At 68.9% G+C, this 21,466-nt stretch carries 17 protein-coding genes; 3 read left to right on the top strand and 14 right to left on the bottom strand.

Annotation, left to right across the window (positions count from 1 at the left end; translation table 11 throughout):
* Positions 1-64: 64 nt before the first annotated feature.
* Positions 65-625 carry a TetR/AcrR family transcriptional regulator gene (locus tag ACN20J_RS46075; protein WP_419668368.1) on the bottom strand — a complete coding sequence of 187 codons (561 nt, stop codon included), beginning with the start codon at positions 623-625 and terminating at the stop codon, positions 65-67.
* Between the two features lie 95 nt (positions 626-720).
* Between ACN20J_RS46075 and ACN20J_RS46070 the strand changes: the two genes are divergently transcribed.
* Positions 721-1,461: an SDR family oxidoreductase gene (locus tag ACN20J_RS46070; RefSeq protein WP_419668367.1), complete on the top strand. Its 741-nt coding sequence runs from the start codon at positions 721-723 to the stop codon at positions 1,459-1,461.
* Positions 1,462-1,513: 52 nt separating this feature from the next.
* Here ACN20J_RS46070 and ACN20J_RS46065 read toward each other — a convergent pair whose 3' ends face one another.
* The 8 genes from ACN20J_RS46065 to ACN20J_RS46030 all read right to left on the bottom strand — a co-directional run bounded on the left by ACN20J_RS46065 (position 1,514) and on the right by ACN20J_RS46030 (position 11,966).
* The gene (locus ACN20J_RS46065) at positions 1,514-2,794 is read right to left on the bottom strand and encodes an amidohydrolase family protein (RefSeq protein ID WP_419668366.1); all 1,281 of its coding nucleotides are present in this window, start codon (positions 2,792-2,794) and stop codon (positions 1,514-1,516) included.
* Positions 2,791-4,305: an amidase gene (locus ACN20J_RS46060; RefSeq protein WP_419668365.1), complete on the bottom strand. Its 1,515-nt coding sequence runs from the start codon at positions 4,303-4,305 to the stop codon at positions 2,791-2,793. The genes ACN20J_RS46065 and ACN20J_RS46060 overlap by 4 nt, the downstream gene beginning before the upstream one ends.
* Complete coding sequence (locus ACN20J_RS46055) at positions 4,302-6,236, bottom strand: dipeptide ABC transporter ATP-binding protein (protein WP_419668364.1); 1,935 nt, start codon at positions 6,234-6,236, stop codon at positions 4,302-4,304. The genes ACN20J_RS46060 and ACN20J_RS46055 overlap by 4 nt, the downstream gene beginning before the upstream one ends.
* Positions 6,237-6,246: 10 nt before the next feature.
* A complete protein-coding gene (locus ACN20J_RS46050) occupies positions 6,247-7,863 on the bottom strand; it encodes an ABC transporter substrate-binding protein (protein ID WP_361913158.1) in 1,617 nt (538 codons plus the stop codon).
* Positions 7,864-7,934: 71 nt separating this feature from the next.
* Positions 7,935-8,837 (bottom strand): ABC transporter permease, encoded by a 903-nt coding sequence (locus ACN20J_RS46045; protein ID WP_419668363.1) that lies wholly within the window; start codon positions 8,835-8,837, stop codon positions 7,935-7,937.
* The gene (locus tag ACN20J_RS46040) at positions 8,834-9,808 is read right to left on the bottom strand and encodes an ABC transporter permease (RefSeq protein ID WP_257678032.1); all 975 of its coding nucleotides are present in this window, start codon (positions 9,806-9,808) and stop codon (positions 8,834-8,836) included. The genes ACN20J_RS46045 and ACN20J_RS46040 overlap by 4 nt, the downstream gene beginning before the upstream one ends.
* Before the next feature lie 344 nt (positions 9,809-10,152).
* Positions 10,153-10,911, bottom strand: coding sequence for an alpha/beta fold hydrolase (locus ACN20J_RS46035; protein WP_419668362.1), 759 nt, complete (start codon positions 10,909-10,911; stop codon positions 10,153-10,155).
* Between the two features lie 83 nt (positions 10,912-10,994).
* The gene (locus tag ACN20J_RS46030; protein WP_419668361.1) at positions 10,995-11,966 is read right to left on the bottom strand and encodes an NAD(P)-dependent alcohol dehydrogenase; all 972 of its coding nucleotides are present in this window, start codon (positions 11,964-11,966) and stop codon (positions 10,995-10,997) included.
* 56 nt (positions 11,967-12,022) lie between these two features.
* Between ACN20J_RS46030 and ACN20J_RS46025 the strand changes: the two genes are divergently transcribed.
* Positions 12,023-13,264, top strand: coding sequence for a MalY/PatB family protein (locus tag ACN20J_RS46025; RefSeq protein ID WP_419668360.1), 1,242 nt, complete (start codon positions 12,023-12,025; stop codon positions 13,262-13,264).
* A gap of 55 nt (positions 13,265-13,319) precedes the next feature.
* On the opposite strand, the gene ACN20J_RS46020 is transcribed toward ACN20J_RS46025, so the two are convergent.
* Positions 13,320-14,720, bottom strand: a complete 1,401-nt coding sequence (locus ACN20J_RS46020; RefSeq protein WP_189843036.1) for a cytochrome P450 — start codon at positions 14,718-14,720, stop codon at positions 13,320-13,322.
* A 151-nt stretch (positions 14,721-14,871) separates the two neighbouring features.
* Positions 14,872-15,978, bottom strand: a complete 1,107-nt coding sequence (locus ACN20J_RS46015) for an NAD(P)/FAD-dependent oxidoreductase (RefSeq protein ID WP_190229936.1) — start codon at positions 15,976-15,978, stop codon at positions 14,872-14,874.
* Between the two features lie 348 nt (positions 15,979-16,326).
* Here ACN20J_RS46015 and ACN20J_RS46010 point away from each other — a divergent pair, with 348 nt between their 5' ends.
* On the top strand, positions 16,327-17,142 hold the full coding sequence (locus ACN20J_RS46010; RefSeq protein ID WP_189843038.1) for an SAM-dependent methyltransferase: 816 nt from the start codon (positions 16,327-16,329) through the stop codon (positions 17,140-17,142).
* A gap of 105 nt (positions 17,143-17,247) precedes the next feature.
* Here ACN20J_RS46010 and ACN20J_RS46005 read toward each other — a convergent pair whose 3' ends face one another.
* From ACN20J_RS46005 to ACN20J_RS45995, 3 genes are all read right to left on the bottom strand, one after another.
* Positions 17,248-18,153 carry a helix-turn-helix domain-containing protein gene (locus tag ACN20J_RS46005; protein ID WP_189843039.1) on the bottom strand — a complete coding sequence of 302 codons (906 nt, stop codon included), beginning with the start codon at positions 18,151-18,153 and terminating at the stop codon, positions 17,248-17,250.
* Positions 18,154-18,322: 169 nt separating this feature from the next.
* Positions 18,323-19,024 carry a hypothetical protein gene (locus tag ACN20J_RS46000; protein WP_189843040.1) on the bottom strand — a complete coding sequence of 234 codons (702 nt, stop codon included), beginning with the start codon at positions 19,022-19,024 and terminating at the stop codon, positions 18,323-18,325.
* A gap of 79 nt (positions 19,025-19,103) precedes the next feature.
* On the bottom strand, positions 19,104-21,329 hold the full coding sequence (locus tag ACN20J_RS45995; RefSeq protein ID WP_189843041.1) for a glycoside hydrolase domain-containing protein: 2,226 nt from the start codon (positions 21,327-21,329) through the stop codon (positions 19,104-19,106).
* Positions 21,330-21,466 lie beyond the last annotated feature (137 nt).

Genomic DNA, 21,466 nt, shown 5'->3' with positions numbered 1-21,466 from the left:
AACCGATCCCGCCTCGCCCGATCCACGACACTCACCCCTCCCCACCGTCACCCCTCCCCCGCCCTCACCCGTCCGCGTCCCGTCGGCGGAGGCCGTCGAGGATGACGTTCATCAGAGGCCGCGCCTTCGACTCCCATTCGCCCCGGTCCAGTCGGCCGAGGTAGGCGATGAGCAGGACGACCCCATGGGCGTCCACGTCGGTGCGGATGGAACCGGCCGCCTTCCCGGCGTCCAGCAGGTGGCCGAGGGCACCTTCGATGGGGTTCTGGCTGTGAGCGACGAGGTCCTGCCACGCGGCCGGCTCCAGTACTGCCAGGACGCCGTACTTGATCTCGGCGTAGTCGATCACTCGGTCGAGCCAGCGACGCAGTGCCTCCACGGGCTCGTGATCCGCCAGCAGGGCGGAAGAGGCGGTCACGAGTTCCTCCACGTCACGCCGGTAGACCTCGGCCAGGAGCGCCTCGCGGTTGGGGAAGTTCCGGTAGAGCGTCCCCTGTCCTACACCGGCACGCTTGGCGATCTCGTTGAGGTGGACGTGGCGGGACTCGGCGAGGGCCGCACGGGCGGCCTCGACGATGCGGGTCCGGTTCTGCTCCGCGTCCGGACGGCGTGCGGGCGTACTCATGGGCCTCTCCTGATGTTCCGCCTCCGACAAGTGGACACGTGTCCGGTAAGCTGAACCACAGACCGGACACGTGTCCACTTTACTTGGAGGCAGTAGTGCTATCTCTTCAGGACAAGATCGTCGCCATCACCGGAGCGAGCGGGGGCATCGGCGAAGCCACGGCCCGGCTGCTCGCCCAGCGCGGCGCCGCGGTCGTCCTCTCGGCGCGCCGCAGCGAGCGCATCGACGCCATAGCGCAGGACATCCGGGAGCAGGGCGGCCGCGCCACCGCGTGCGTCGTCGACGTCACCAAGGCCGAGGACCTGCGGCGCCTGGTCTCCACCGCCATCGACCAGTACGGCCGTATCGACGTGCTGGTGAACAACGCGGGCATCGCCCCGATCAGCCCGCTGGCCGACCTCGACACCGAAGGCTGGTCGACCATGATCGATGTCAACCTTCGCGGCACGCTCAACGGCATCGCCGCCGCGCTGCCCGCCTTCCGCGAGCAGGGGTCCGGCCACCTGGTGAGCATCGTCTCCGTGGCCGGACTGACCGTGTCTCCGACGATGGCCGTCTACGCCGCGACCAAGAACGCGGTGCGCACCGTCCACGAGGGGCTGCGCAAGGAGTCCACCGACGGGGTGGTGCGCACGACGGCCATCTCGCCGGGATACATCCGCACCGATCTCGCCGACTCCATGGCGGACCCGAACGTCCGTGAGCTGACACGCAAGAACATGGACGCGATGGGCATCCCTCCGGCGGCGGTCGCCCGCGCGGTGGCCTTCGCCATCGAGCAGCCCGCCGACGTCGAGATCGGCGAGATCAACGTTCGCCCCACCGTCCAGGCATGACACGCGACCGGCAGCCGTACGAGCGGGCTGACGGTCGCTGCGAGTGTCTTCGTCACACCACCTTCGCCACTCCGGCGGTCTCGGGCAGCGTGTGCTTGGCCAGGCGTCCCTCCTGCATGACCAGCACCACGTTCGCCGGGTCGGCGAGCACATCGATGTCGGCGACCGGGTCACCGTCGCACACGACGAGGTCGGCGGTCTTTCCCGGTTCGATGGTGCCGAGGGTCTCGTCCAGCCCCATCAGCTGAGCGGCGTTCAGCGTTCCGGCCCGGATGACGTCCAGCGGCGACATGCCCAGTTTCACCATGTGGCCGAGCTCTTCGAGGTTCCGTGCGTGCGGGACGGCTCCCGCGTCGGTGCCGAGGGCCACCTTCACGCCACGCCGGACCGCCTCGCTCAGCCGCTCGATGGCGGCATCGGCCATCCGCATCTTCTTCTCGTACGCCTCGGCCGTATAGCGGTCCCGCCCCATGTGGAAGGTCGACAGAGTCGGTACGACGAACGCGCCCTTCTCCAGCATGAGATCGATGCCCTCGTCGTCGATGAGGTAGCCGTGCTCGATGCTGGACACGCCGCCGCGCAGGGCGTTCTTAATGCCCTGTGTGCCCTGTGCGTGCGCGGCGACCGGCCGACCGCGGTGGCACCGTGTCTCGTCCACGACCGCCGCGATCTCCTCGACGGTCAGCCCCTCGTCCTCGGGCTGGTCGCTCGGGCTGTTCACGCCGCCCGTCGCGCAGATCTTGATGACGTCGGCACCCTCGTGGAGCAGCCGCCTCGTCGACAGCCGAACCTGGGCCGGGTCGTCCGCCAGTTCGCTGAAGGGCTCGGGAAGGGCCGCCGACGGGTCGAACCCGCTCGGCAGACTGAAGTCGGCGTGTCCGCCGGTGTGGCTCATCAGCCTCACCGCGACATGCAGCCGGGGCCCCTCGATCAGGCCCTGCGCCACCGCGTCCCGGTAGCCGGCGTCGATGCCGCCGAGGTCCCGCGCCGTCGTGATTCCGGCATGCAGCGTCTCGCGCATGCGCCGCGCCCGCTCGAAGATGGTGACCGTCGGCCGGTTGGTCAGCAGCCTCCCCCTGAAATCGGCGTTGCTGTCCATGAGGAAGTGCACATGGCAGTCGAAGAACCCAGGCAGGAGCGTACGTCCGCCGAGGTCGATGACCGTCGCGCCCTCGGGCGCTGGTGACGAGCCCTCAGGTCCGACGTAGGTGAACCTGCCGTCCTCCACGACCACGGTCACCGACTCGACGGGGGCGGAGCCGGTTCCGTCGATCAGGCGAGCGTTGGTGAACACGGTGGAGCCTGCGGATCCGTGTACGTGGTTCTCGGTCATTTCCCACTCCTGTCCCGCGACAGGCGCGGTGTCGCAACGTACGGTCCATCCCCTGCTTCGTGCGCCTGGTCAGCCTGGTCCGCCTGGTCCGCGAACACCGGCGGGCGCAGCGCGGCCCAGGGCCGCTCCGTCTCCAACTGCGCCGCCACGGCGATCAGCAGGGCCTCCCGCCCGTAGGCTGCCGCGAGCTGGATTCCGATGGGCTCGCCGGACTCGGTCAGCGTCGCGGGCACGGAGATCGCGGGCTGCCCGGTCGTGTTGAACGGCGCGGTGAAGGTGAGCACGTCGACCGATTTCTGTAGGCCGTCGGCTTCCTGCCACGGCCAGCCCACCGGCATGGGCGGCGTGGCGAACACCGGGCTCAGCAGCAGGTCGTACTCCTGCCACCAGTCCGACATGGCGGCGCGCAGCCGCTCCTGCCAGACGAAGGCGTCGGCGAGCTCCAGTCCCGTGATCTCCCGCCCACGCCGCAGCCAGAACCTGGTCACGGCGTCGAGGTCGTCCGGTCCTGGCCGCTCCCCGAGTTCCGCGCTGAGCGTCTCGACGGTCTGGACCGCGGTGACACTGAGCGCGTCGAAGAACGCCTTCAGGCACATCGGATCCAGCATCGGTTCGGGATGGGCCTCCTCGACCTCGTGTCCGAGCCGCTCGAGTATCCGGGCGGTGTCCAGTACGGCCTCCCGTACGGGCTGCGCGATCTGCGGGGCGTGGTCGGGCGTCCTGGCGAGGAAGCCGATCCGGAGCCGTCCCGGATCACGGCCGACCATCGCGGCCAGCCCGCCCGGTGGCAGGGGGGCGGGGCCACCCCGGTCGCCCGGCGCACCCCCGCTCACCGCGTCGAGCACCGCCGCGGTGTCCCGTACGGTCCGGGTGACCACCGCCGGGACGCTGTGTCCCCACCTGTTGGACTTGCCCGGGCCCGCGCTGATCCGCCCGAGGCTCGGCTTCAGACCGACCAGGTGACAGAACGCGGCCGGCATCCGGATCGAACCCCCGCCGTCGCCTCCCTGCGCCACGGGCACCATGCCCGCGGCGACCGAAGCCGACGCGCCGCCCGACGAACCGCCGGACGTCAGGTCCGTACGCCATGGATTGCGCGTGACGCCGTGGACGCCGCTCTCGCTGACCGATAGCAGGCCGAACTCCGGCGTCGAGGTCTGGCCGACGACCAAGAAGCCGGCCTCTCTGAGCCGTCGGTTGATGACGGCGTCCTCCGTGGCGACGCGGCGGTGCCGGGCCACCCACGCGGACCCGTAGTTCGCCGGGTCGCCCTCGCTGTCGTTGAGCGCCTTCACCAGCGTGGGCACACCCGCGAAGGGGGCGTCCTCGCGGATGCGCCCCGCCTCGGTGAGCGCCTGCTCGTACCGTCGGTGAGTGATGGCGTTGATCTGCGGATCGGTCGCTTCGATGCGCTCGATGGCGGCCTCGACCAGCTCTCTCGGTGACGCCTCACCCCGCCGGACCAAGTCCGCCTGGGCCACGGCATCCATGCCGGCCAGAGCCCTCCTCATTCACGTACCTCCTTGTCCGCGATGTCCGCGTGTGCCTGTGCGTCCGCGTCCGCATCCGCCGGGAAGTGACAGGCCGCGGCGTGCCCCGCCCGCACCGTGGACAGTTCCGGGACCTCAACCCAGCAACGGGACGCGGCATGGGAACACCGGGAGGCGAAGGCGCACCCCTGGGCCGCTGCCAGGTTCTCGGGCCGTGCCTCGTCCGACGGGCTCATCGCGCCCGGCTCGGGCCGGTCGCGTGGATCGGGCGACGGAACGGCGTCGAAGAGCGCCCTGGTGTACCAGTGCGCCGGTGAGGCGAAGAGTGCTTCCGCCTCCGCGACCTCCACGACACGACCCGCGTACATCACCACCACCCGGTCCGAGACGGCCTGGACCACCGCGAGGTCGTGGGAGATGAAGACGTAGGTCAAGTCCTCCGCCTGCTGGATCGTGAGGAGCAGATCCAGCACCTGTGCCTGTACGGAGACGTCCAGCGCCGAGGTCGGCTCGTCCAGGACCACGACCTCCGGCCGGGCGGCGATCGCGCGGGCGATGGCGATGCGCTGCTTCTGGCCGCCGGAGAACTCGTGCGGCAGCCTGCCCGCGGCCTCCGGCGGCAGGCCGACCTCGGCCAGCACCTCGTCGATCCGCCGGCGTGCCTCGCCACCTGTCACACCGCTCGTAGCCAGTGGCTCGCGCACCGAAGTCGCCACCCGCAGCTTCGGGTTGAGCGAACCCGCCGGATGCTGGAACACCATCTGCACGGCACGCCGGAAGGCCTTCAGCCGCTTGCCCCGGAGCCTGCTGTAGTCGGCGCCGTCCTTCTCCAGCCGACCCGAGGTCGGCCGGTCAAGCCGGACCAGCATCTTGGCGAGAGTGCTCTTGCCCGAGCCGGACTCACCGACGACGCCCAGCACCTCGCCCCTGCCGACGCTCAGGGAGACGTCCCTGAGCGCGTGCACGGCATGGCCGTCCGAGCGGAAACTGCGGCTCAGCCCGTCCGCCGTGAAGAGCGCGGAGCCGTCCGGGTCAACTGTCCCGTACGCATCACTCTTCCCGTACGCATCGGCGTTCCCGTTCCCGTTCCCGTTCGCGGGCTCGGGCCGGACCCGCTTGCCCACCGTGGGCACCGAACCGAGCAGCATCTTCGTGTAGTCCGAGGCCGGACGCAGCAGCACCTCCTCCACGGCGCCGGTCTCGACGATCTCGCCGTCCCTCATGACCGCCACGCGGTCCGCGGTCTGGGCGATCACGCCGATGTCGTGCGAGATCAGCAGGATCGCGACGCCGAACTCGTCGCGGATCGTCCGGAGCAGCCGCAGGATCTCGGCCTGCACCGTGACGTCCAGCGCTGTCGTCGGTTCGTCGGCCAGGAGCAGCCGTGGCTCGCCGGCCAATGCCAGTGCCATGGCCACGCGCTGGCGCAGTCCGCCGGAGAGCTGGTGCGGGTACTGCCGCGCCCTGCGCTCCGGTTCAGGGACACGTACCCGGCGCAGCAGTTCGACCACCGCCTGCCGCTGTGCGTCTCCCTTCAGGCCACGGTGCCGTGTCAGCACCTCACCGATCTGCCTGCCCACCCGCATGCTCGGGTCGAGCGCTCCCATGGCGTCCTGGAACACCATCGCGACGTCGCTGCCGCGCAGCCGCGTGAGCGCCTTGTCGTCCGCGGCCGACAGGTCGGTGCCGCACACCTCGAACAGCTCGGCGGTCACCTGTGCCTGCTTGGGCAGCAGCCCGAGGCAGGCCATCGCGACGGAGGTCTTGCCGCTCCCGCTCTCGCCGATCAGGCCGACGATCTCCCCGGGCCGCACGGTCAGGTCGACCCCGCGGACGCTGGCCGGCGCCGTGCCGTACCGGACATTGAAGTCACGGAATCGCAGGACGGCTTCCGCGGGGTTCCGGTCGTCCTTCTCCGTCTTCCCCGTACCGTCCACCACTGTGGCGTTCATCGGCGCTCCGTCATGCGATCCACGCGTCCTTGAAGAACATGCGCGTACTGGATGCCTCGGTCTTGAAGCCCGCCAGCTTGCTGGACCAGACGTCGTACACCGACGGCGAGGCATACGGGACGATCATGTACGTCTTCTCCGCCACGTACTGGTTCAGTTCCTGGTACATCCGGGTGCGGTCCTTGGCGGTGTCGGCCTTGGCGATGGCGTCCGACATCCGCTGCCAGAGCTCCGGATCGTCGACCTTCGTCGTCTTTCCGTTCTTCTCGAACCACAGGCTCAGGTACTGACTGGCGTCGGCGTTGAGCGAGGACGTCAGCTGCATCATGTCGGCGTTCCACTTGCCCGACAGCAGGTTGCTGACCAGCTGTTCGAAGGGGATCTGGGAGATGTCCACCGTCACGCCGATCTTCGACAGCTGTTCCTTGATGAGCTGTGCGGTGGCGAGCTTGTCCGGCCTGTTCGACCGGATCGCCAGCTTGAGCTTCACCGGTCCCGCACCCGAGTCGGCGAGGAGCTGCTTCGCCTTGGCCGGGTCGTACTGGTTGTTGGGCAGGTCCGCCTTCTCGCCGGACAGGACCGGGTCTCCGGCCGGGATGACCCCGGAGACGACACCGGCTCCCTGCGCCCCGATGCTGATCAGCTGCTTGCGGTCGATGCCGAGACTGATCGCCTGCCGCACCTTGTCGTTGGCCAGCGGGCCCTCCAGGGTGTTCAGGCCGAGCCAGTAGGCGCCGACGTCGTATCCGTCGCCCACGTTGAACTTGCGCTTCTTGAGCGAGGCCGCGTTCTTCGGCAGGGAGACCTGGATGCTGTCCACGGTCCCGGACTGCAGGGCCTGCACCCTGGTGGCCTCGTCGGGTATGACCCGGTACTCGATCTGGTCGATGTACGGCTTCGGCTTGTCCCAGTAGCCGTCGAACCGAACGGTCTTGATGAGGGAGCCCTCCCGGAACTCCGCAAGCTTGTACGGGCCTGTCCCGTTCTCCTTCGTCTTGAGGGCGTTGGCCGATTGGGACTTGACCCACTTCTCGCTGACGATGCCCGCGCTCCACGGCTGGGCGAGCAGGTGCAGCAGGGACGACTGCGGCTGCGCCAGCGTCACCACGACCTTGTCCGCGCTCGGGGCGGTCACGTCCTTGAACCTGTAGAGCGCCGCGTACGGCGAGTGCACCTTGGGATCGGCGATCCGCTTGAGGCTGTACGCGACGTCGCTCGCCTTGACCGCCTCGCCGTCGTGGAACGTGACACCGGGCCGCAGTGTGAACTCGTAGCGGGTCGGTGTCGCCTGCTTCCACGAGGCCGCCAGTGCCGGCTTCAGGGTGCTGCCGTCGGGTCCCAGTGAGAGGAGGCCCTCGTAGAACTGTGCGGCCATGCGCTTGGCGTCGAACGCCTGGGCCAGGATGGGATCCAGACCGCTGAGCGGCTGGCTCTCGTCACCGACGACGAGGGTGCCGCCGCGGTGCGGCTTGCTGCTGCCCGTACCGGACTGCGTCTGCCCGCCGCCTCCGCAGCCGGAGAGCGCCATCGACGCGGCGGTGATCGCCGCCAGGGTGAGGGCCAGTTTCCTGACCGGTTTGAGCGATCTGAACGATCTGGGTGATGTCGGCGAGATCGGTGAGGACATGGTGAGGCCGCCTTACTTTCGGGCGTGGGGCAGGGAGGGTTGACCGTCGGCTCTGTGCCGTACGGCGGGGGTCAGACGACTGAGCGGCGTGAGATCGCGAAGCCCTCGCCGATGAGTCCCCAGGCGACGGAGGACAGGAGCAGGGCCCCGCCGGCGCCGAGGACCAGCCATGGGGAGTCCGTCAGGTAGTTCTGCGCCTCGGCGATCATCCGGCCCCAGCTGGGGGTCGGCGGCTGAACTCCGAGCCCGAGGTAGCTGAGCGCCGACTCCAGCAGGATGACGATGGCTGCCGAGTTGGCGAGTTGGACCATCATCAGAGGGAGAACGTTGGGGAGCAGATGCTTCAGGACGATCATGAAGGACGGCACCCCGGAGATCCGCGCGGAGAGCACGAACTCCAGCTCGCGGACTTCGAGGCAGCGCGCCCGGACGATCCGGGCGAAGTGCGGCAGTGAGACGAACGACAGCACCGCGATCAGGGTCGTCGTCGAGGGCGAGAAGACGGTCACCGCGGCGAGCCCGAGCAGGAGCGAGGGGAACGACAGCATCAGGTCGACCCCGCCCATCAGCAGGGTGTCCAGCCAACGGCCACCGACGCCCGCCGCGAACCCGATGGCCGAACCGGCCACCAGCGCCAGCACCGAGCCTGCCAGCGCGATCGACAGCGAGGTGCGCCCGGCGACGCACAGCCGGACGAAATAGTCCCGGCCCAGGTCGTCCGTGCCCAGCCAGTGGGTTCCGTTGGGAGCCGCGAAGGGCGGTCCGGCCACCTCGTTCGCGGAGAACGGCCGGATCAGGGGCGCCACGTACGCCATGGCGACCAGCACCACCAGGATACCGAGGCCGAATGCGACCCCGACGCCCGGCCGGAACCTCCGCCGCCGCGGGCGTGCGGCGGATCCCTCGACCGCGCCCATGGTGTCAGCTGCGTTGGGCGCGTCAGATGTGTTGGACAGCACCGGCGACTCACTCATCGTGATTCACCTACCTTGGGGTCGATCAGACGGTGGATCAGGTCCACCGCGAGGTTCATCACGATGTAGGTCAGGCCGAGCAGCAGGATGCAGGCCTGGGTGACCGCGTAGTCCTTCTGCAGCAGCGAGTTGACGGTGAGCTGGCCGATGCCGGGGATCGCGAAGACGTTCTCGATCAGGATGGAGTTGCCGACCAGGCCTGCCAGTTGCAGTCCGGCCACCGTGACCACCGGTCCCGACGCGTTCCGCACACCGTGCCGGAGCGTCGCCTGCCAGCGCGTCGCCCCGGTCGCCAGAGCGGTGCGCATGTAGTCCTGTTCGTAGACCTCGATCATCGAGGCGCGCATGAACCGGCACAGTGTCGAGCCGAGAGGCAGCCCCAGGGCGAGCGCGGGGAGAACGATGCTCTGCAGGTTCCGCACCGGGTCGTCCGAGAAGGGCACGAACCCGACGGCCGGCCAGGACGGTACGACGTACGAGGCCGCGAGGATCAGGCAGAGGCCGAAGACGAACACCGGCGTCGCCAGCCCGAGGAAGGCCGATCCACGGGCCAGCCGGTCGAAGAACCGGCCCTGGCGAAGGGCCGCCAGAACGCCGGCGGGCACGCCCCACAGAACCGACACCACCGTGGCGGCCAGGGCGAGTTGCAACGTGTTCGGCAGTCTCTGCTTGATGAGGTCGAGGACCGGCAGGCCGTTGTAGACCGACTGGCCGAAGTCCCCGTGGAACAGCCTGCCGAGCCACAACACGTACTGCTCGGTCACTGAACGGTTGAGCCCGAGATCCTCCGTCAGGCGTGCCCGGGTCGCCGCGTCGGAGTACGGCCCGGCCAGGACGTCCGCCGGGTTTCCCGGCAGCAGCCGGACAAGTCCGAACGCGACGATCGACAGCACCAACAGGACAGCGAGCCCTCGGAGGACCCTTCGGGCGATGAACGGAATCAGGGGTGGCAGGCTCGTTGCCCGCCTCATCAGTCCCGCAGCCGTGAAAGAGCGGCTGGGCGGGCCTAGTCCGGTTATGTGCTGCAATCCCAAAACCTCCCGGTTGGGATCGGATCCGTACTAAGTACGGTGGATGGTGAGCGGTACCCTGCCCATTCCGAAACGGCGGGTGAAGCACTGTGTCCCGCTCAGCGGACCGGCGTCCGCACGGGGCATCCAGGAGTCCCTCGACGCGCCCGGGAACAGGGCCTCGTCGGGTGCCGCCGGACCGACACCCGACGCGTCTTCGGGCCTGCTCAGAACGTCCGCTCAGTACGTCAGCTCAGCACGTCCGTTCAGTACGGCCGCTCACTGCATCCGTTCAGCGCATTCGCTCAGCGCAAGGCACGCGCGACGGCGGCGGCGAAGCCCTGCGGGTTCTCGTGCATCAGGTCGTGTCCGGCGTCGGGAACGTCGATGACAGGGATCCCGGCGTCGCGCATCACGTCTTCCTCTTCGTAGGGTCGGCTGTGAGCCCCCACGATGAGCGCGCGGCGGTGAGGCAGGGCGAGGAAGCGCTCGGCCATGTCCGGTTCCGTCGCCTGGATGAGCCCGAGGGCGCTGCGGTACAGGGCGCGAGGATCGGTGACCCGCACACGGGCCGCGTAGGTCGGGTCGTAGCTGTGGAGCAGGAGGTCGAACCCGTGGTCCAGGAAGCCGGATTCGGCGTACTGGGCGATGGGCTTGCTGAACAGCCCGCCTCCGGCATGCCAGTTGGGCTCTGCCGCGATGACACGGGAGAAGAGCCCCTCCCTCTCCGAGGCCAGGATGATGGCGATGGCTCCGCCCATGGAATGGCCGACGAGGACGGACTGCCGGACGCCGAGGTGGTCGAGTACGTCGGCGACGGTCTGCGCGTGGTCGTGCAGGGTGTACGAGAAGTCAGCCGGGCGGTCGCTGTATCCGTGGCCGAGCAGGTCCACGACGATGGCTCGGTGGCCGGCGAGCGAGGGCTGTGTCGCGATGTGGACGAAGTCCGCCGAGCCCGCGCATCCCAGACCGTGCACATAGACATGCGGCGGCCCCGTCGTGCTGCCGGGGATGTCGATCCAGCGGATGTGACCGCCGGCAGCCGGGAGGAAGAGCGAGTCCACGGACAGGTTCCCTTCGGTTCATGGGGCGGTGTGCCGTTGAGGTCCGGGCCGCGGGAGCCGACGTCTGCGCACGAAAGGTTTGATCAGTTCGGCGGTACGACAATGATGACGACATTGCCGATCTTCTGCCCCGTCTCGACATACCGATGGGCGTCGACGATCTGCTCCAGTGGATAGCGTCGGTCGATGACCGGACGGAATTCTCCCGCCTCCATCAGGTCCCGGAAATACCGCGCCATCTGTTGGTCCTGCTTCGGGAAGGGGAACTTGACTTTCCTGCCGCGGAAGAGAGGCGTGACGAGTGGCAGGAGGAGGTTCTGACACCAGGGGCCAAGGTCCGACGACAGATAGACCCCGCCGGGCTTCAACAACCGCTTGCAGTGGCCGAACGTGCTCTTGCCGACCGCGTCGAACACCGCGTCGTAGCTCTGCTCGTCCCGGGTGAAGTCCTGGGCCGTGTGGTCGACGACCCGGTCCGCGCCCAAGCCCCTGACCAGCTCCTGATGCACCCCGTCGCACACCGCGGTCACGGTGGCCCCGCGATGCTTCAGGAGCTGTACCGCCGCCGAGCCGATGGCGCCGGTCGCGCCATAGACGAGGACGTCCTGTCCGGGCTGGATGCCCGCCTTGTTGACGAAGGCCAGCGCGTAGTGGGAGCCCTCGGTGCCAGGAGCGGCCTCCTCGAAGGTCACGCCGTCCGGCATGGTCGCGATGGCGCCGTCGTGCGGAACCGACAGGTACTCGGCATGGGTTCCGAACCGGCCCTCGTTGTAGCCGAACACCCGGTCGCCGGCCTTGAAGGCCGTGACGCCGCCGCCGACCGCGTCCACCACTCCCGCGTACTCGGTCCCGAGCACCGTACGCCGAGGCCGGGCAAGGCCGGTGAGTATGCGTATGAAGAAGGGACTGGCCGCCCGGTAGGCACAGTCCGTGCGGTTGACCGTCGTCGCGTGCACCCTCACCAGAACGTCCTGGTCCCCGATCGACGGCTTGTCCACGTCGGCGACCCTGATCACATCGGGCGGACCGTACCGGTTGTGCACCGCTGCCCTCATGGGCGAACCATAGCCGCAGGTCTCATCGCGCACAGGCGCACCGGTTGGAGGATCGCGTGACCGAAACCACGAAGCAGGCGGCATCCGAGGACGCCGAAACCAGGCGGACCGATCCACTTGTGCAGGTGTCCCTGCAGCAGTTGCGAAGGCGTACCAGCATGAAGTGGCGCGCCCACCCCGAGGACGTACTGCCCCTGTGGGTGGCGGAGATGGATGTCCCGCTGGCTCCCTGCGTCGCAGACGCGCTGCACAGAGCCATCGGCCTCGGCGACACCGGGTACGCCCACGGAACCGCCTACGCCGAGGCCCTGGCCGCCTTCGCCGGCGAGCGCTGGCAGTGGGACGGCCTTCGCGTCGGGAACACGGCCATCGTGCCCGACGTCATGATGGGCATCGTCGAGGTCCTCCGCCTGATCACCGACCCGGGCGACGCCGTCGTCGTGTGCTCGCCCGTCTACCCGCCGTTCTACGCCTTCGTCGGCCACGACGCCCGCAAGGTGATCGAGGCTCCCCTCGGCCCCGACCTGCGCATCGACCTCGGTGCCCTGGAGGACGCCTTCGTACGGGCGCGGCGGCACGGCCGATGTCCGGCGTTTCTGCTGTGCAATCCGCACAACCCGAGCGGTGTCGTGCACACCCGCCAGGAACTGGAAGCCATCGCGGCACTCGCCCGCCGGCACGGCGTCCGCGTGGTCTCCGACGAGATCCACGCCCCGCTCGTACTGCCCGGCGCCACGTTCACGCCGTTCCTCGGCGTGCCCGGATCCGAGAACGGCTTCGCCCTGATGTCCGCCTCCAAGGCGTGGAACCTCGCCGGACTCAAAGCCGCCCTGGCCATCGCGGGCGAGGAGGCTGCCGCCGACCTCCGCCGCATGCCCGAGGAAGTCGGCCACGGGCCCAGCCACCTGGGGATCCTCGCCCACACGGCCGCACTCCAGGAAGGCGGGGACTGGCTCGACGAACTCCTGGGCGGGCTCGACGCGAACCGGACCCTGCTGGGGCAGCTCATCAAGGAACCCGGCATCCGGTACCTGCCGCCCCAGGGCACCTACTTGGCCTGGCTGGACTGCACACGGCTGGGACTGCACGACGAACACCGGGCCGATGGCCCGGGCGTCGTGGCCGACCTCGCCGGACCGGCGCGGATGTTCCTGGACGAAGCCCGCGTCGCCCTCAGCTCAGGCCATGTCTTCGGCACCGGCGGCGCGGGATGCGTACGCCTCAACTTCGCCACCTCACCGGCCATCCTGCGCCAGGCGCTCGACAGAATGGGGCGCGTGGTGCGGGAGTTGGGGTGAAGCCGGGCACGCGCGTGCCCGGCTTCACCCCAACTCCCGCTCGCGCGTTGCGGCGTCAGCGGCCCGCGCGGATCAGGCTCGTCAGGTAGCGCCACAGTGAGGACCGCTGTCGGGCGGACGGGTCCGGCAGCGCCGGCTCGGCCGGTTCATCCGCCGGGTCGTGCGCCGGCGGCTGATCGGGCACCGAGGCGAGTTCGTACCGTACGGGCAGCGAGCGCAGGCCGCGCATGAAGGGCGAGGAGCGCCAAGGGAGTTGGTCGACGGGGAGCGCGAGGTCGAGGCGGGAGAACCGCTCGAACAGGCGGCTCACACCGACCGCCGCGACCGTGGACGCGAGTTCGCGCGCCGGGCACTGGCGGGGGCCCGCGCCCCAGGACAGGTGCGCCCGGGTGCTGACGGTGGTGCTCTTCGCCGCGCTGTCGGCGAAGAGCGGGTCGGCGTGTGCCGCCGCCGAGGAGACCCAGACCGGGTCGCCCGCGCGGATCGTGTACCTGCCGAGCGGGGTGTCCTTGGCGGCGAAGCGCGGCACGAAGTTCACGAGCGGTGGCTTGCGCATGACCACCCGGTTCATGGTCTCCCGGACCATCCCGGCGGACAGGCTGGCACGCGCGCCGCCGTCTCCCGAGAGGACCTCGACCACCGTGTTGGAGATGAGGATGCCGACGTGGTCGGAGGTCATGCCCAGCAGCATGAACAGCTCACGGGCCAGCTCGTCGAGCGAGAGGTCCGGGTGTGCGGCGAGCAGGTGCGAGGGGAAGTCGTCGCCCGGCGTCTTCAGCTTCATCGCGGCCAGTTCGGCCAGCGTCGCCAACAGGCGCTCCAGGGCGGGCTCCGCGTCCGGACCGGCGTCCAGGACCCGCCACATGTCCATCAGCGCGTCGTCGCCCTGTGAACCGGGGAAGCCGAGCAGGTGACTTGCCACCATCAGCGGCAGGGGCCGGGAGAACTGGGCGGACAGGTCCGCGAGGCCCGTTCCGCCGGCCTGGCCCACCAGGGTGATCAGTTCGTCGGCGTAGGCGGTGACGGCCGTCTTGAGCTTCTTCGCCTGGGGGTGGCGCGGATCCTGGAAGGGCCTGAGAGCCGTGTCCCACGCCGTACGCAACCGCGGGTATCCGGGACCGCCCTGGATCAGGACGTGGTTGACCTCAAGGGACGGCCCGAGGGGCCAGTCGGACGGCACGCGGCCCTCCGAGCGGGCCCGCCAGTTCTCCAGGCCCTTGGGCCATCCGTCGTCGTCCTGGAGCACATCGAGTGCCTCCCGGTAGCCGAGGACCAACCAGGCGGGTACGCCCAGGAGATCGACCGGCGCCACCGGGCCGTGACGCTGCCTCAGCCGCTCGTACACCAGCGAGGGGCGTGTCTCGTAGTCCCGGGTGAGCAGCGGTTCGGGAGTCATCGCCTCCAACGGTGTGTCGTCCAGATCCACGGATCCACCGTCGCCCCACTGGGATTCCATCGTCCCGCCACCCCTTCCGCACTCCCCGTACCGGCTCGCCTTCAGTCGGTAGTTGGAAACGTGGGGACCTTACCCCAGGGCGCATACCTGGGCGAACGACGGGTGCCACCGTGGGGTCGTCGCTCGTGTGCGGGAAGCCGTGCTTCGCGTGTCAGGCCGCGGAGTACCCCAATTGGCGCCTCATGTAGGGGGTCATGAGGGTCTTCGCCTTGGCCAGGGTGGTGGTTCGGCCGCCGAGCACCGCCGTCTCGCCGCCCAGTACAGGCAGCATGGTCACTCCGTCCGCCTGGCCGAACGGCACGATGAGCGGGGTGCGGTGGATCGGCCGGTACGAGCGGGACTGCGTGCGGTGTTTACCCGAACTACCCAGGTAGGCGCGGATGTTGTGGGCGGCGAGGTCCGCCTGGGCGAGCGCGGCGGGGGTGATCTTGAGCTCGCTCGCGTCGTTCACGTCGCCGACCGCGAATACATCCAGTCGGCCCTCGGCCCGGAGCATCCGGTCGACCTTCACATGCCCGCTCGGGTTCAGCCAGTCACCGTGTCCGGCCAGACGCAGCCAGAGCGTGTTGGGGGTGGTGCCCGTCGCCCAGAAGGAGCGGTCGGCCTCCACCACGTTCCCGCGCGCGTCGCGGTACGTACCGAAGTCGTGCCCCGGGGACATGAACGAGTCGAGCCGCACCTCCACGTCATGGGACTCCAGCCAGGCGCGGGCCTTGCGCCCGGCCCGCTCACTGCCCGTGGAGTGGAGCAGGGTCGGGCCGGAGTGAGCGAGCGTGACCCGGGCGTCGGGCCGGGCCAGGCGGATCTCGGCGCTGAGCTCGACGCCGGAGGGCCCGCCGCCGACGACGAGGACATGGTCCGCGGTGGCGACGCTCTGCTGGTGCACCGCGAACGACTTGGCCGCCTCTTCCGCGGTGGTGCCGGAGAAACGGGCCGGTTCCGGGTAGTCGGCGCCGGTGGCGATCACCACCACGTCGTACGGGAGGCGCTCGCCGGTGGCCAGCACCACCTCCCGCTCGGCGGTGTCGACACGGACCGCCTTGCCCACGGCCACCCGGCCCTTGCCGAGCAGCCGGTCGTAAGGGATGAACGGGGCCATCGTCCACTCCGGACGCACCCCGGCCCGCAGGGAGGCGATGCGGTGGAAGAAGACCTCCTTGCGGTCGACCAGCGTGACCCGCGCGGTCCCGTCCAGCCGTTTCGCCAGCCGGACGCCCGCGTAGCCGCCGCCTATCACCACTACGTCGCCGTCATGCACGCCGAATCTCCTGTGCCTCTGGGGGGCGAGGGCCGCGGCGGGTGGGGCGCCGACATCGACCACTCGACTGTCGGTGAGCGTAACGGTTGAAACCTAAAGGGCTGATGAACTTCTGTGCGAATTCCGTGAAGTGACGGCACGGATGTCGACTTTCGGCCCGTCCGGAGAACACAAACAAGTCATTGCCCGGCGAACCACGGACAGGTTGGGCCTGCGGATACACATGATCCAAACCCGGCGAATAACGTGGCCCTCCACGACTGGCACTCGACAGTTTCGCGGTTCGCACATCACGCACACACATGCGTACACACATACGTACTCGCACACATACCCACAGGAGCGTCCATGACTGATGCACGAGAGAACTCCGACCAGGAGGCACTCTCCAAGATCGACACCACCGTGCCGCAATCGGCCCGGATCTGGAACTACTGGCTGGGCGGCAAGGACAATTACGAGGTCGACCGCATAGCCGGTGACGCGTTCCGTGACATCTTCCCGGGGATCGAGACCGGAGCCCGCGCCGCCCGGTACTTCCTGGCCCGCGCGGTCCGTCATCTCGCCGCCGAGGAGGGCATCCGGCAGTTCCTGGACATCGGAACCGGGCTGCCGAACGTGGACAACACCCATGAGATCGCCCAGCGGGTGGCGCCGGAATGCCGGATCGTCTACGTCGACAACGACCCGTTGGTGCTCGCACACGCCCGCGCGCTGCTGGTCAGCAGCTCGGTGGGGGTCACCAACTACGTCGACGCCGATCTGCGCGACCCGAGCACGATCCTGCGGGAAGCGGCCAAGACGCTGGACTTCGACCAGCCTGTCGCCCTCATGCTGATGGGCATCCTCGGCCACATCGAGGACCACGACGAAGCACGTTCGATCGTGCGGCAGTTGGTGGACGGTCTGCCGGCCGGCAGCTTCCTCGTGCAGTACGACAGCACCGACACCAGCGACGCCTATGTCGATGCCATCCGGCAGTACAACGAGGGCGGGTCCATCCCGTACATCCTGCGCAGCCCCGAGCAGATCGAGCGCTACTTCGACGGCCTGGAACTGCTCGAACCCGGCGTCGCATCGTGCTCGCGGTGGCGTCCTGACACCGAGGCCTGGGGTCTCCCGGCGGAAGTGCACCAGTACGGAGGCGTCGCCCTCAAGCGCTGAAGTCCGCCGCCCGGCGGCCCACTTGGCGTACGCCGCCGTACCGGCCGCCGGGCGCGACGGCCGGCACGCGTTCCATCGGCCATCGAGGGTCCTGATCCACCCGGGTCAGGACTCCTGAAGGATGCGATGGAGGGTCGTGCACGTCGCGTCCGGCGAATCGGCCTGGACGACCACGCGGTTCATGACACCCCAGTAGTACTCGATCTCGCTCGGCTTGTCGGGATAGACGGCGCTGGCGAGCTGTTCCAGGTACACCATGTCGGGCAGCAGACCGCCGGGCAGGCGCACGATGGTGACCGGACCACCGGCCGCGGCGTGACCACCGGCGAGAAACGGCACGATCTGTACGGTGACCTGCGGGAGTTGGCAGATCTCGATGAGGTGCTTGAGCTGGGCACGCATCGTGCCGGTGCCGCCCACCGGGCGACGCAGCGCCGCCTCGTCGATAACGGCCCAGAGCTGGACCGCTTGCCGCCGGTGCAGGATGTGCCGGCGTCGCATGCGCAGGGCGACCCGCCGGTCGATCTCCTCCGCGGAAGCCTCCGGGCTGGTGAGCCGGACGGCGGCGCGAGCGTAGTCGGGGATCTGCAGCAGGTCGGGTACGACCTGGGGCTGGAAGCAGCGGAGGAGGCTCGCCGCCTGTTCGGCCCCGAGGTAGGCCTGCATCCAGCCGGGCACCACGTCGTTGTACGGCTGCCACCAGCCGGGGGTGTTGGCCTGTCTGGCCAGAGCCAGCAAGGTGGCGCGCTCGGCCTCGTCCGTGACTCCGTAGAGCGTGAGCAGATCGGACACGTCACGCATCTTGAACCCGTGCCGGCCCCACTCCATTCTGCTGATCTTGGACTGGGAGGCGCGGATGGCCTCGCCGGCCTCCTCACGGGAGAAGTGCAGTTCCTCCCGCAGTCGACGCAGTCGTGCCCCCAGCACCAGACGTGGCACCGTCGGCCCCGCGGTCCGGGCGTCCAGCTCGGAGCCCGCCTCAGGTGTGCCTACGGTCTCTGTGGCGCCCATGGATGTTCTCCCTGGCGTTGAACTCAACTCCCCGCGCATACAAGCGCGTTGGCCGCCATTCTAGATGACTCGACCCACGGGCTCGGCCGTCGGCGCCGCCAGGGGCGTACGGCAGGTGGCCGTGGATCACACGGATCCACGGCCACCTGCGGGTGCCGGACGTTCGGTGTCAGGCGGTCTTCTTCTGCCGACGTGCCAGCGCGGTGGCGGCCTTGCGCCGCTCGGCGTCGGCCACGTCCACCTGGGTGCCAGGGCCGGCTCCGGGCTCGTCGGCCCAGGTCCGCAGCTTGGCCACGAGGTCCGTCAGCCGCTTGTCACCGGGCGGTACGTCGATGGAGAACAGGGCCTCGTACGGGCGGTCGTCGTCCCCGCCCCACCGCACGACGCCGTCGCACTCGGCGAGGATGTCGCGGATCACCATGAGCTGGGGCGGGAAGAATCCTCCCTCGGCTCCGGGCGGGTAGGAGCCCGGCCGGATCGCGACGGCTGTGCCGGACGCCTGGTTGCCCTCCGCCCGCTTCAACTTCACCCGGGCCGGGGCGCGCCATCCGGCCAGGTCTCCCTTGCGGAGTTCGTCGATCTCGTAGTGGAAGCGCCGGACGACGTGCACGAGGACCGTCCCCACGTCACCGATGCGTACGTCCACGTCGAGGCCGGTGCCCGGTACGGGCCGGGTCCACACCGTGGAGACGTCGTTGGCCTTCTCCTCCAGCTCCCAGCCGTTCGGTGATGTCGGCCGCTTGGGGGCGTCGTCGGGCCCGGGTCTCTCGGCGGCCACCGCCCCGGCGGGCAGGGCCAGCACCGAGCCGCCGCCCACCAGGGTGACAGTGCCGAGGAGCACGGTGTGCCTGACGACATCACGTCGCGTCATGCCTGTCGTGCCTGTCGTGCCTGTCGTGCTGATGCCTGTGCCTGTGCTGCCTGTTGTCACGCTGTTCGTCCCCTTCGCGTCAGCCATTGCGGGAAAGCCGGTAGTACTTCTCCAACACCCGGTACAGGCCGACGAGTTCACGGCCGTACTGCAGGGCGGGAAGGTTCGGTTTCCCGTCACTCGTCACGGGGGGACCGTTGTAGCGGCTGAGGATTCTCTCGGAGTCACCCTCACTCGTGTTCAGCCCCGGCCTCGGCAGGTTGATCTGGTGGGCGTTGAAGAGCGTCAGGTAGGCCGCCGACTTGATGTTGTAGATCGGGTCCTCGTTCAGCTGGGTCCACACCGACGGCTTGTCCCTGGGGTCGTCCAGGATCGAACCGTTGATGATGCCCTGCTCGACGCAGTGGTTCCGCGCGTCGATGGCCACCCAGGCGAAGATCTGGGCCCAGCCGGTGCTGCAGTCGTCGTCCACGCCGGTCTTCACCGCCGTGTCGGCGGCGATGTCCAGTGGGTTGAACTTGCGCAGTTCCCAGAGCACCGGGGCCTGTATCAGGGCCTTGCGGACCCTGAGCTGCCGGGCGAGCGAGGTGAACAGCCAGTCCGCGGAGAGGACCAGCTCGAACGCCTTGGTGTTGGAGATGCCTCCCAGGGTCGCCCAGTCCGGGTCGGTCCAGCCGTCGCCACCCGTCTCGGGGATGCCGATGGACTCCAGGTACGAGCGCACCTCCTGGAGCATGGCGGCGCGGTACGTGGCGTTGAAGTCGACGTCCAGTCCCGCGGTGTCCGCGCCGGGGTCGAAGCTGCTCTGCCCGACGTCTCGTCCGGAGGCGATGTTCTTGTCGATCTCGATGGTTCCGGCACCGGTTCCCACGGTGACGGTGGCGATCTGGTCGAAGGCCCAGTCCCCCGGCATGGGGAAACCCAGGTTCCCGGAGAACCCGCTGGACATGTCGGAGACGAAACTCGCGTCGGTGTACCCGGCCTCGCGCACCCGGCGGCACACGTTGCGCGGACCGTAGATGCCCACCCGGTAGCGGGAGTTCTCCTGCACCGCCCGGAAGATCCCCCTGAAGTGCGGAAGGACGTTGGACGTCACCTCGTGGTCGAACGCGTCGTAGTCGACGGCGAAGTAGATGCGGGTGCCGTCCTTGAATCCGTGGTACTTGGCCCAGTCGATCGCGTCGAGGCCGTCCCGCGTGCCCTGGCTGTACTTGAAGTAGGCCGCCCCGTCGCTGAAGGTCTGGTAGATCGGAAAGCAGTTCAGGCCGTTGGCCGCGATGGTCTGCAGCTCACCGGGTTTGATCATCTTGTCCCGGCCGTTCGGGACGTTGCACAGATACCGGCCGACGTACACGTACCCGGCGGACAGCAGGGACTGGGCCCGGGCCGGGGTGATGGTCGTAATGCAGTCGCAGGCGGCGCCGGAGCGGGACTGGTCGCCGTAGGAGATCAGCAGGGATGCCCAGGTGGGGTAGTCGCCGTCGCCGTTCGGGGAGATCCTGACGAAGTCCTGGAACTCGAAGACCGCCGAGGACAGGTCGGACGTGAACGTGCCGCCGAACGCGATGTGCGGCCGCTGGTTGAGGATCATGGCGGCCGTGAACAGGTTCACCCAGACACCTGTGCTGCCGACCCTGAGGGTGTGCTGTCTGAGACCTGCCTGGGTCGCGGGGCCGAAGGAGCCGTTGGCCACTCCGTCGGCCATGCCCAGTTCGTACTGGATGGCGAACAGCATGGACTTGGCGACATCGCGGGAGTGGTGGCCGTCGCAGGGGATGACGAAGAAGTCCTGCCGGTGGATGTAACGCCCGTTGAGCCAGCGCTGGATCGAGCGGATGTCCTCGTCACCGGGTCTGTCCCCGTATCTGACGAGGACGTACGGGTCCATGTTCAGCAGGCCCTTGAAGACCTTCGGGGTCAGGTCGGAGCCGGGGTAGACACCGTCGACCCCCATGTCCTGTTTGAGCCTGGTGATGCCGGCCTTGACGTTCTCGTTGTAGACGCCGTCGATGTCACCGCCGTCATAGCCCTTGCAGTACATCGCGGACTGGATGATGCGGCAGAAGTTGGCCGACGGCACGGTGTCGCTGTTGAGCCGGGGGAACTTCTGCGTCAGGACGCGCAGGGTGGTGGGGCCGAAGCTGTCCGCCACGGGACTGATGCCCAGCTCCCACTGGAGAGCCCTGGTGAGGGCGTACATGGTGCTCCAGCCCGTGCGGCCGTTCTCCTCGACGGTCATGCCGATCTTGTCGCCGTAGGCCTGGTTGACGAATCTCTGGGCGCGCAGGACCAACTCGTCTGCCATGTGGGGGCATTCCTTCGTTGATGAGGTCGAGAACCAAGGGGTGAGGCGTGCAGGCGCTGTCAACTCGTCCGGGGCAGGTCGAGGTCCCGGTCGGCGCCCCCCAGCTTGGCGGTCGGTATACCGAACACACCACTTGT

The sequence above is a fragment of the Streptomyces sp. 2-1 genome, from assembly GCF_048564895.1.
GTDB classification, from domain to species: Bacteria; Actinomycetota; Actinomycetes; order Streptomycetales; family Streptomycetaceae; genus Streptomyces; species Streptomyces phaeochromogenes.
Note: the sequence above shows the minus strand (reverse complement) of the source record. Positions and strands in the feature narration are given on the sequence as shown.

Excerpts from the sequence above, each read along its gene's own strand:
- ACN20J_RS46005 (WP_189843039.1), bottom strand. The coding sequence starts at position 18,153 with ATGGGCGCCACAGAGACCGTAGGCACACCTGAGGCGGGCTCCGAGCTG.
- ACN20J_RS46000 (WP_189843040.1), bottom strand. The coding sequence starts at position 19,024 with ATGACGCGACGTGATGTCGTCAGGCACACCGTGCTCCTCGGCACTGTC.
- ACN20J_RS46060 (WP_419668365.1), bottom strand. The coding sequence starts at position 4,305 with ATGAGGAGGGCTCTGGCCGGCATGGATGCCGTGGCCCAGGCGGACTTG.
- ACN20J_RS46020 (WP_189843036.1), bottom strand. The coding sequence starts at position 14,720 with ATGGAATCCCAGTGGGGCGACGGTGGATCCGTGGATCTGGACGACACA.
- ACN20J_RS45995 (WP_189843041.1), bottom strand. The coding sequence starts at position 21,329 with ATGGCAGACGAGTTGGTCCTGCGCGCCCAGAGATTCGTCAACCAGGCC.
- ACN20J_RS46055 (WP_419668364.1), bottom strand. The coding sequence starts at position 6,236 with ATGAACGCCACAGTGGTGGACGGTACGGGGAAGACGGAGAAGGACGAC.
- ACN20J_RS46065 (WP_419668366.1), bottom strand. The coding sequence starts at position 2,794 with ATGACCGAGAACCACGTACACGGATCCGCAGGCTCCACCGTGTTCACC.
- ACN20J_RS46075 (WP_419668368.1), bottom strand. The coding sequence starts at position 625 with ATGAGTACGCCCGCACGCCGTCCGGACGCGGAGCAGAACCGGACCCGC.
- ACN20J_RS46030 (WP_419668361.1), bottom strand. The coding sequence starts at position 11,966 with ATGAGGGCAGCGGTGCACAACCGGTACGGTCCGCCCGATGTGATCAGG.
- ACN20J_RS46040 (WP_257678032.1), bottom strand. The coding sequence starts at position 9,808 with ATGAGGCGGGCAACGAGCCTGCCACCCCTGATTCCGTTCATCGCCCGA.
- ACN20J_RS46045 (WP_419668363.1), bottom strand. The coding sequence starts at position 8,837 with ATGAGTGAGTCGCCGGTGCTGTCCAACACATCTGACGCGCCCAACGCA.
- ACN20J_RS46010 (WP_189843038.1), top strand. The coding sequence starts at position 16,327 with ATGACTGATGCACGAGAGAACTCCGACCAGGAGGCACTCTCCAAGATC.
- ACN20J_RS46050 (WP_361913158.1), bottom strand. The coding sequence starts at position 7,863 with ATGTCCTCACCGATCTCGCCGACATCACCCAGATCGTTCAGATCGCTC.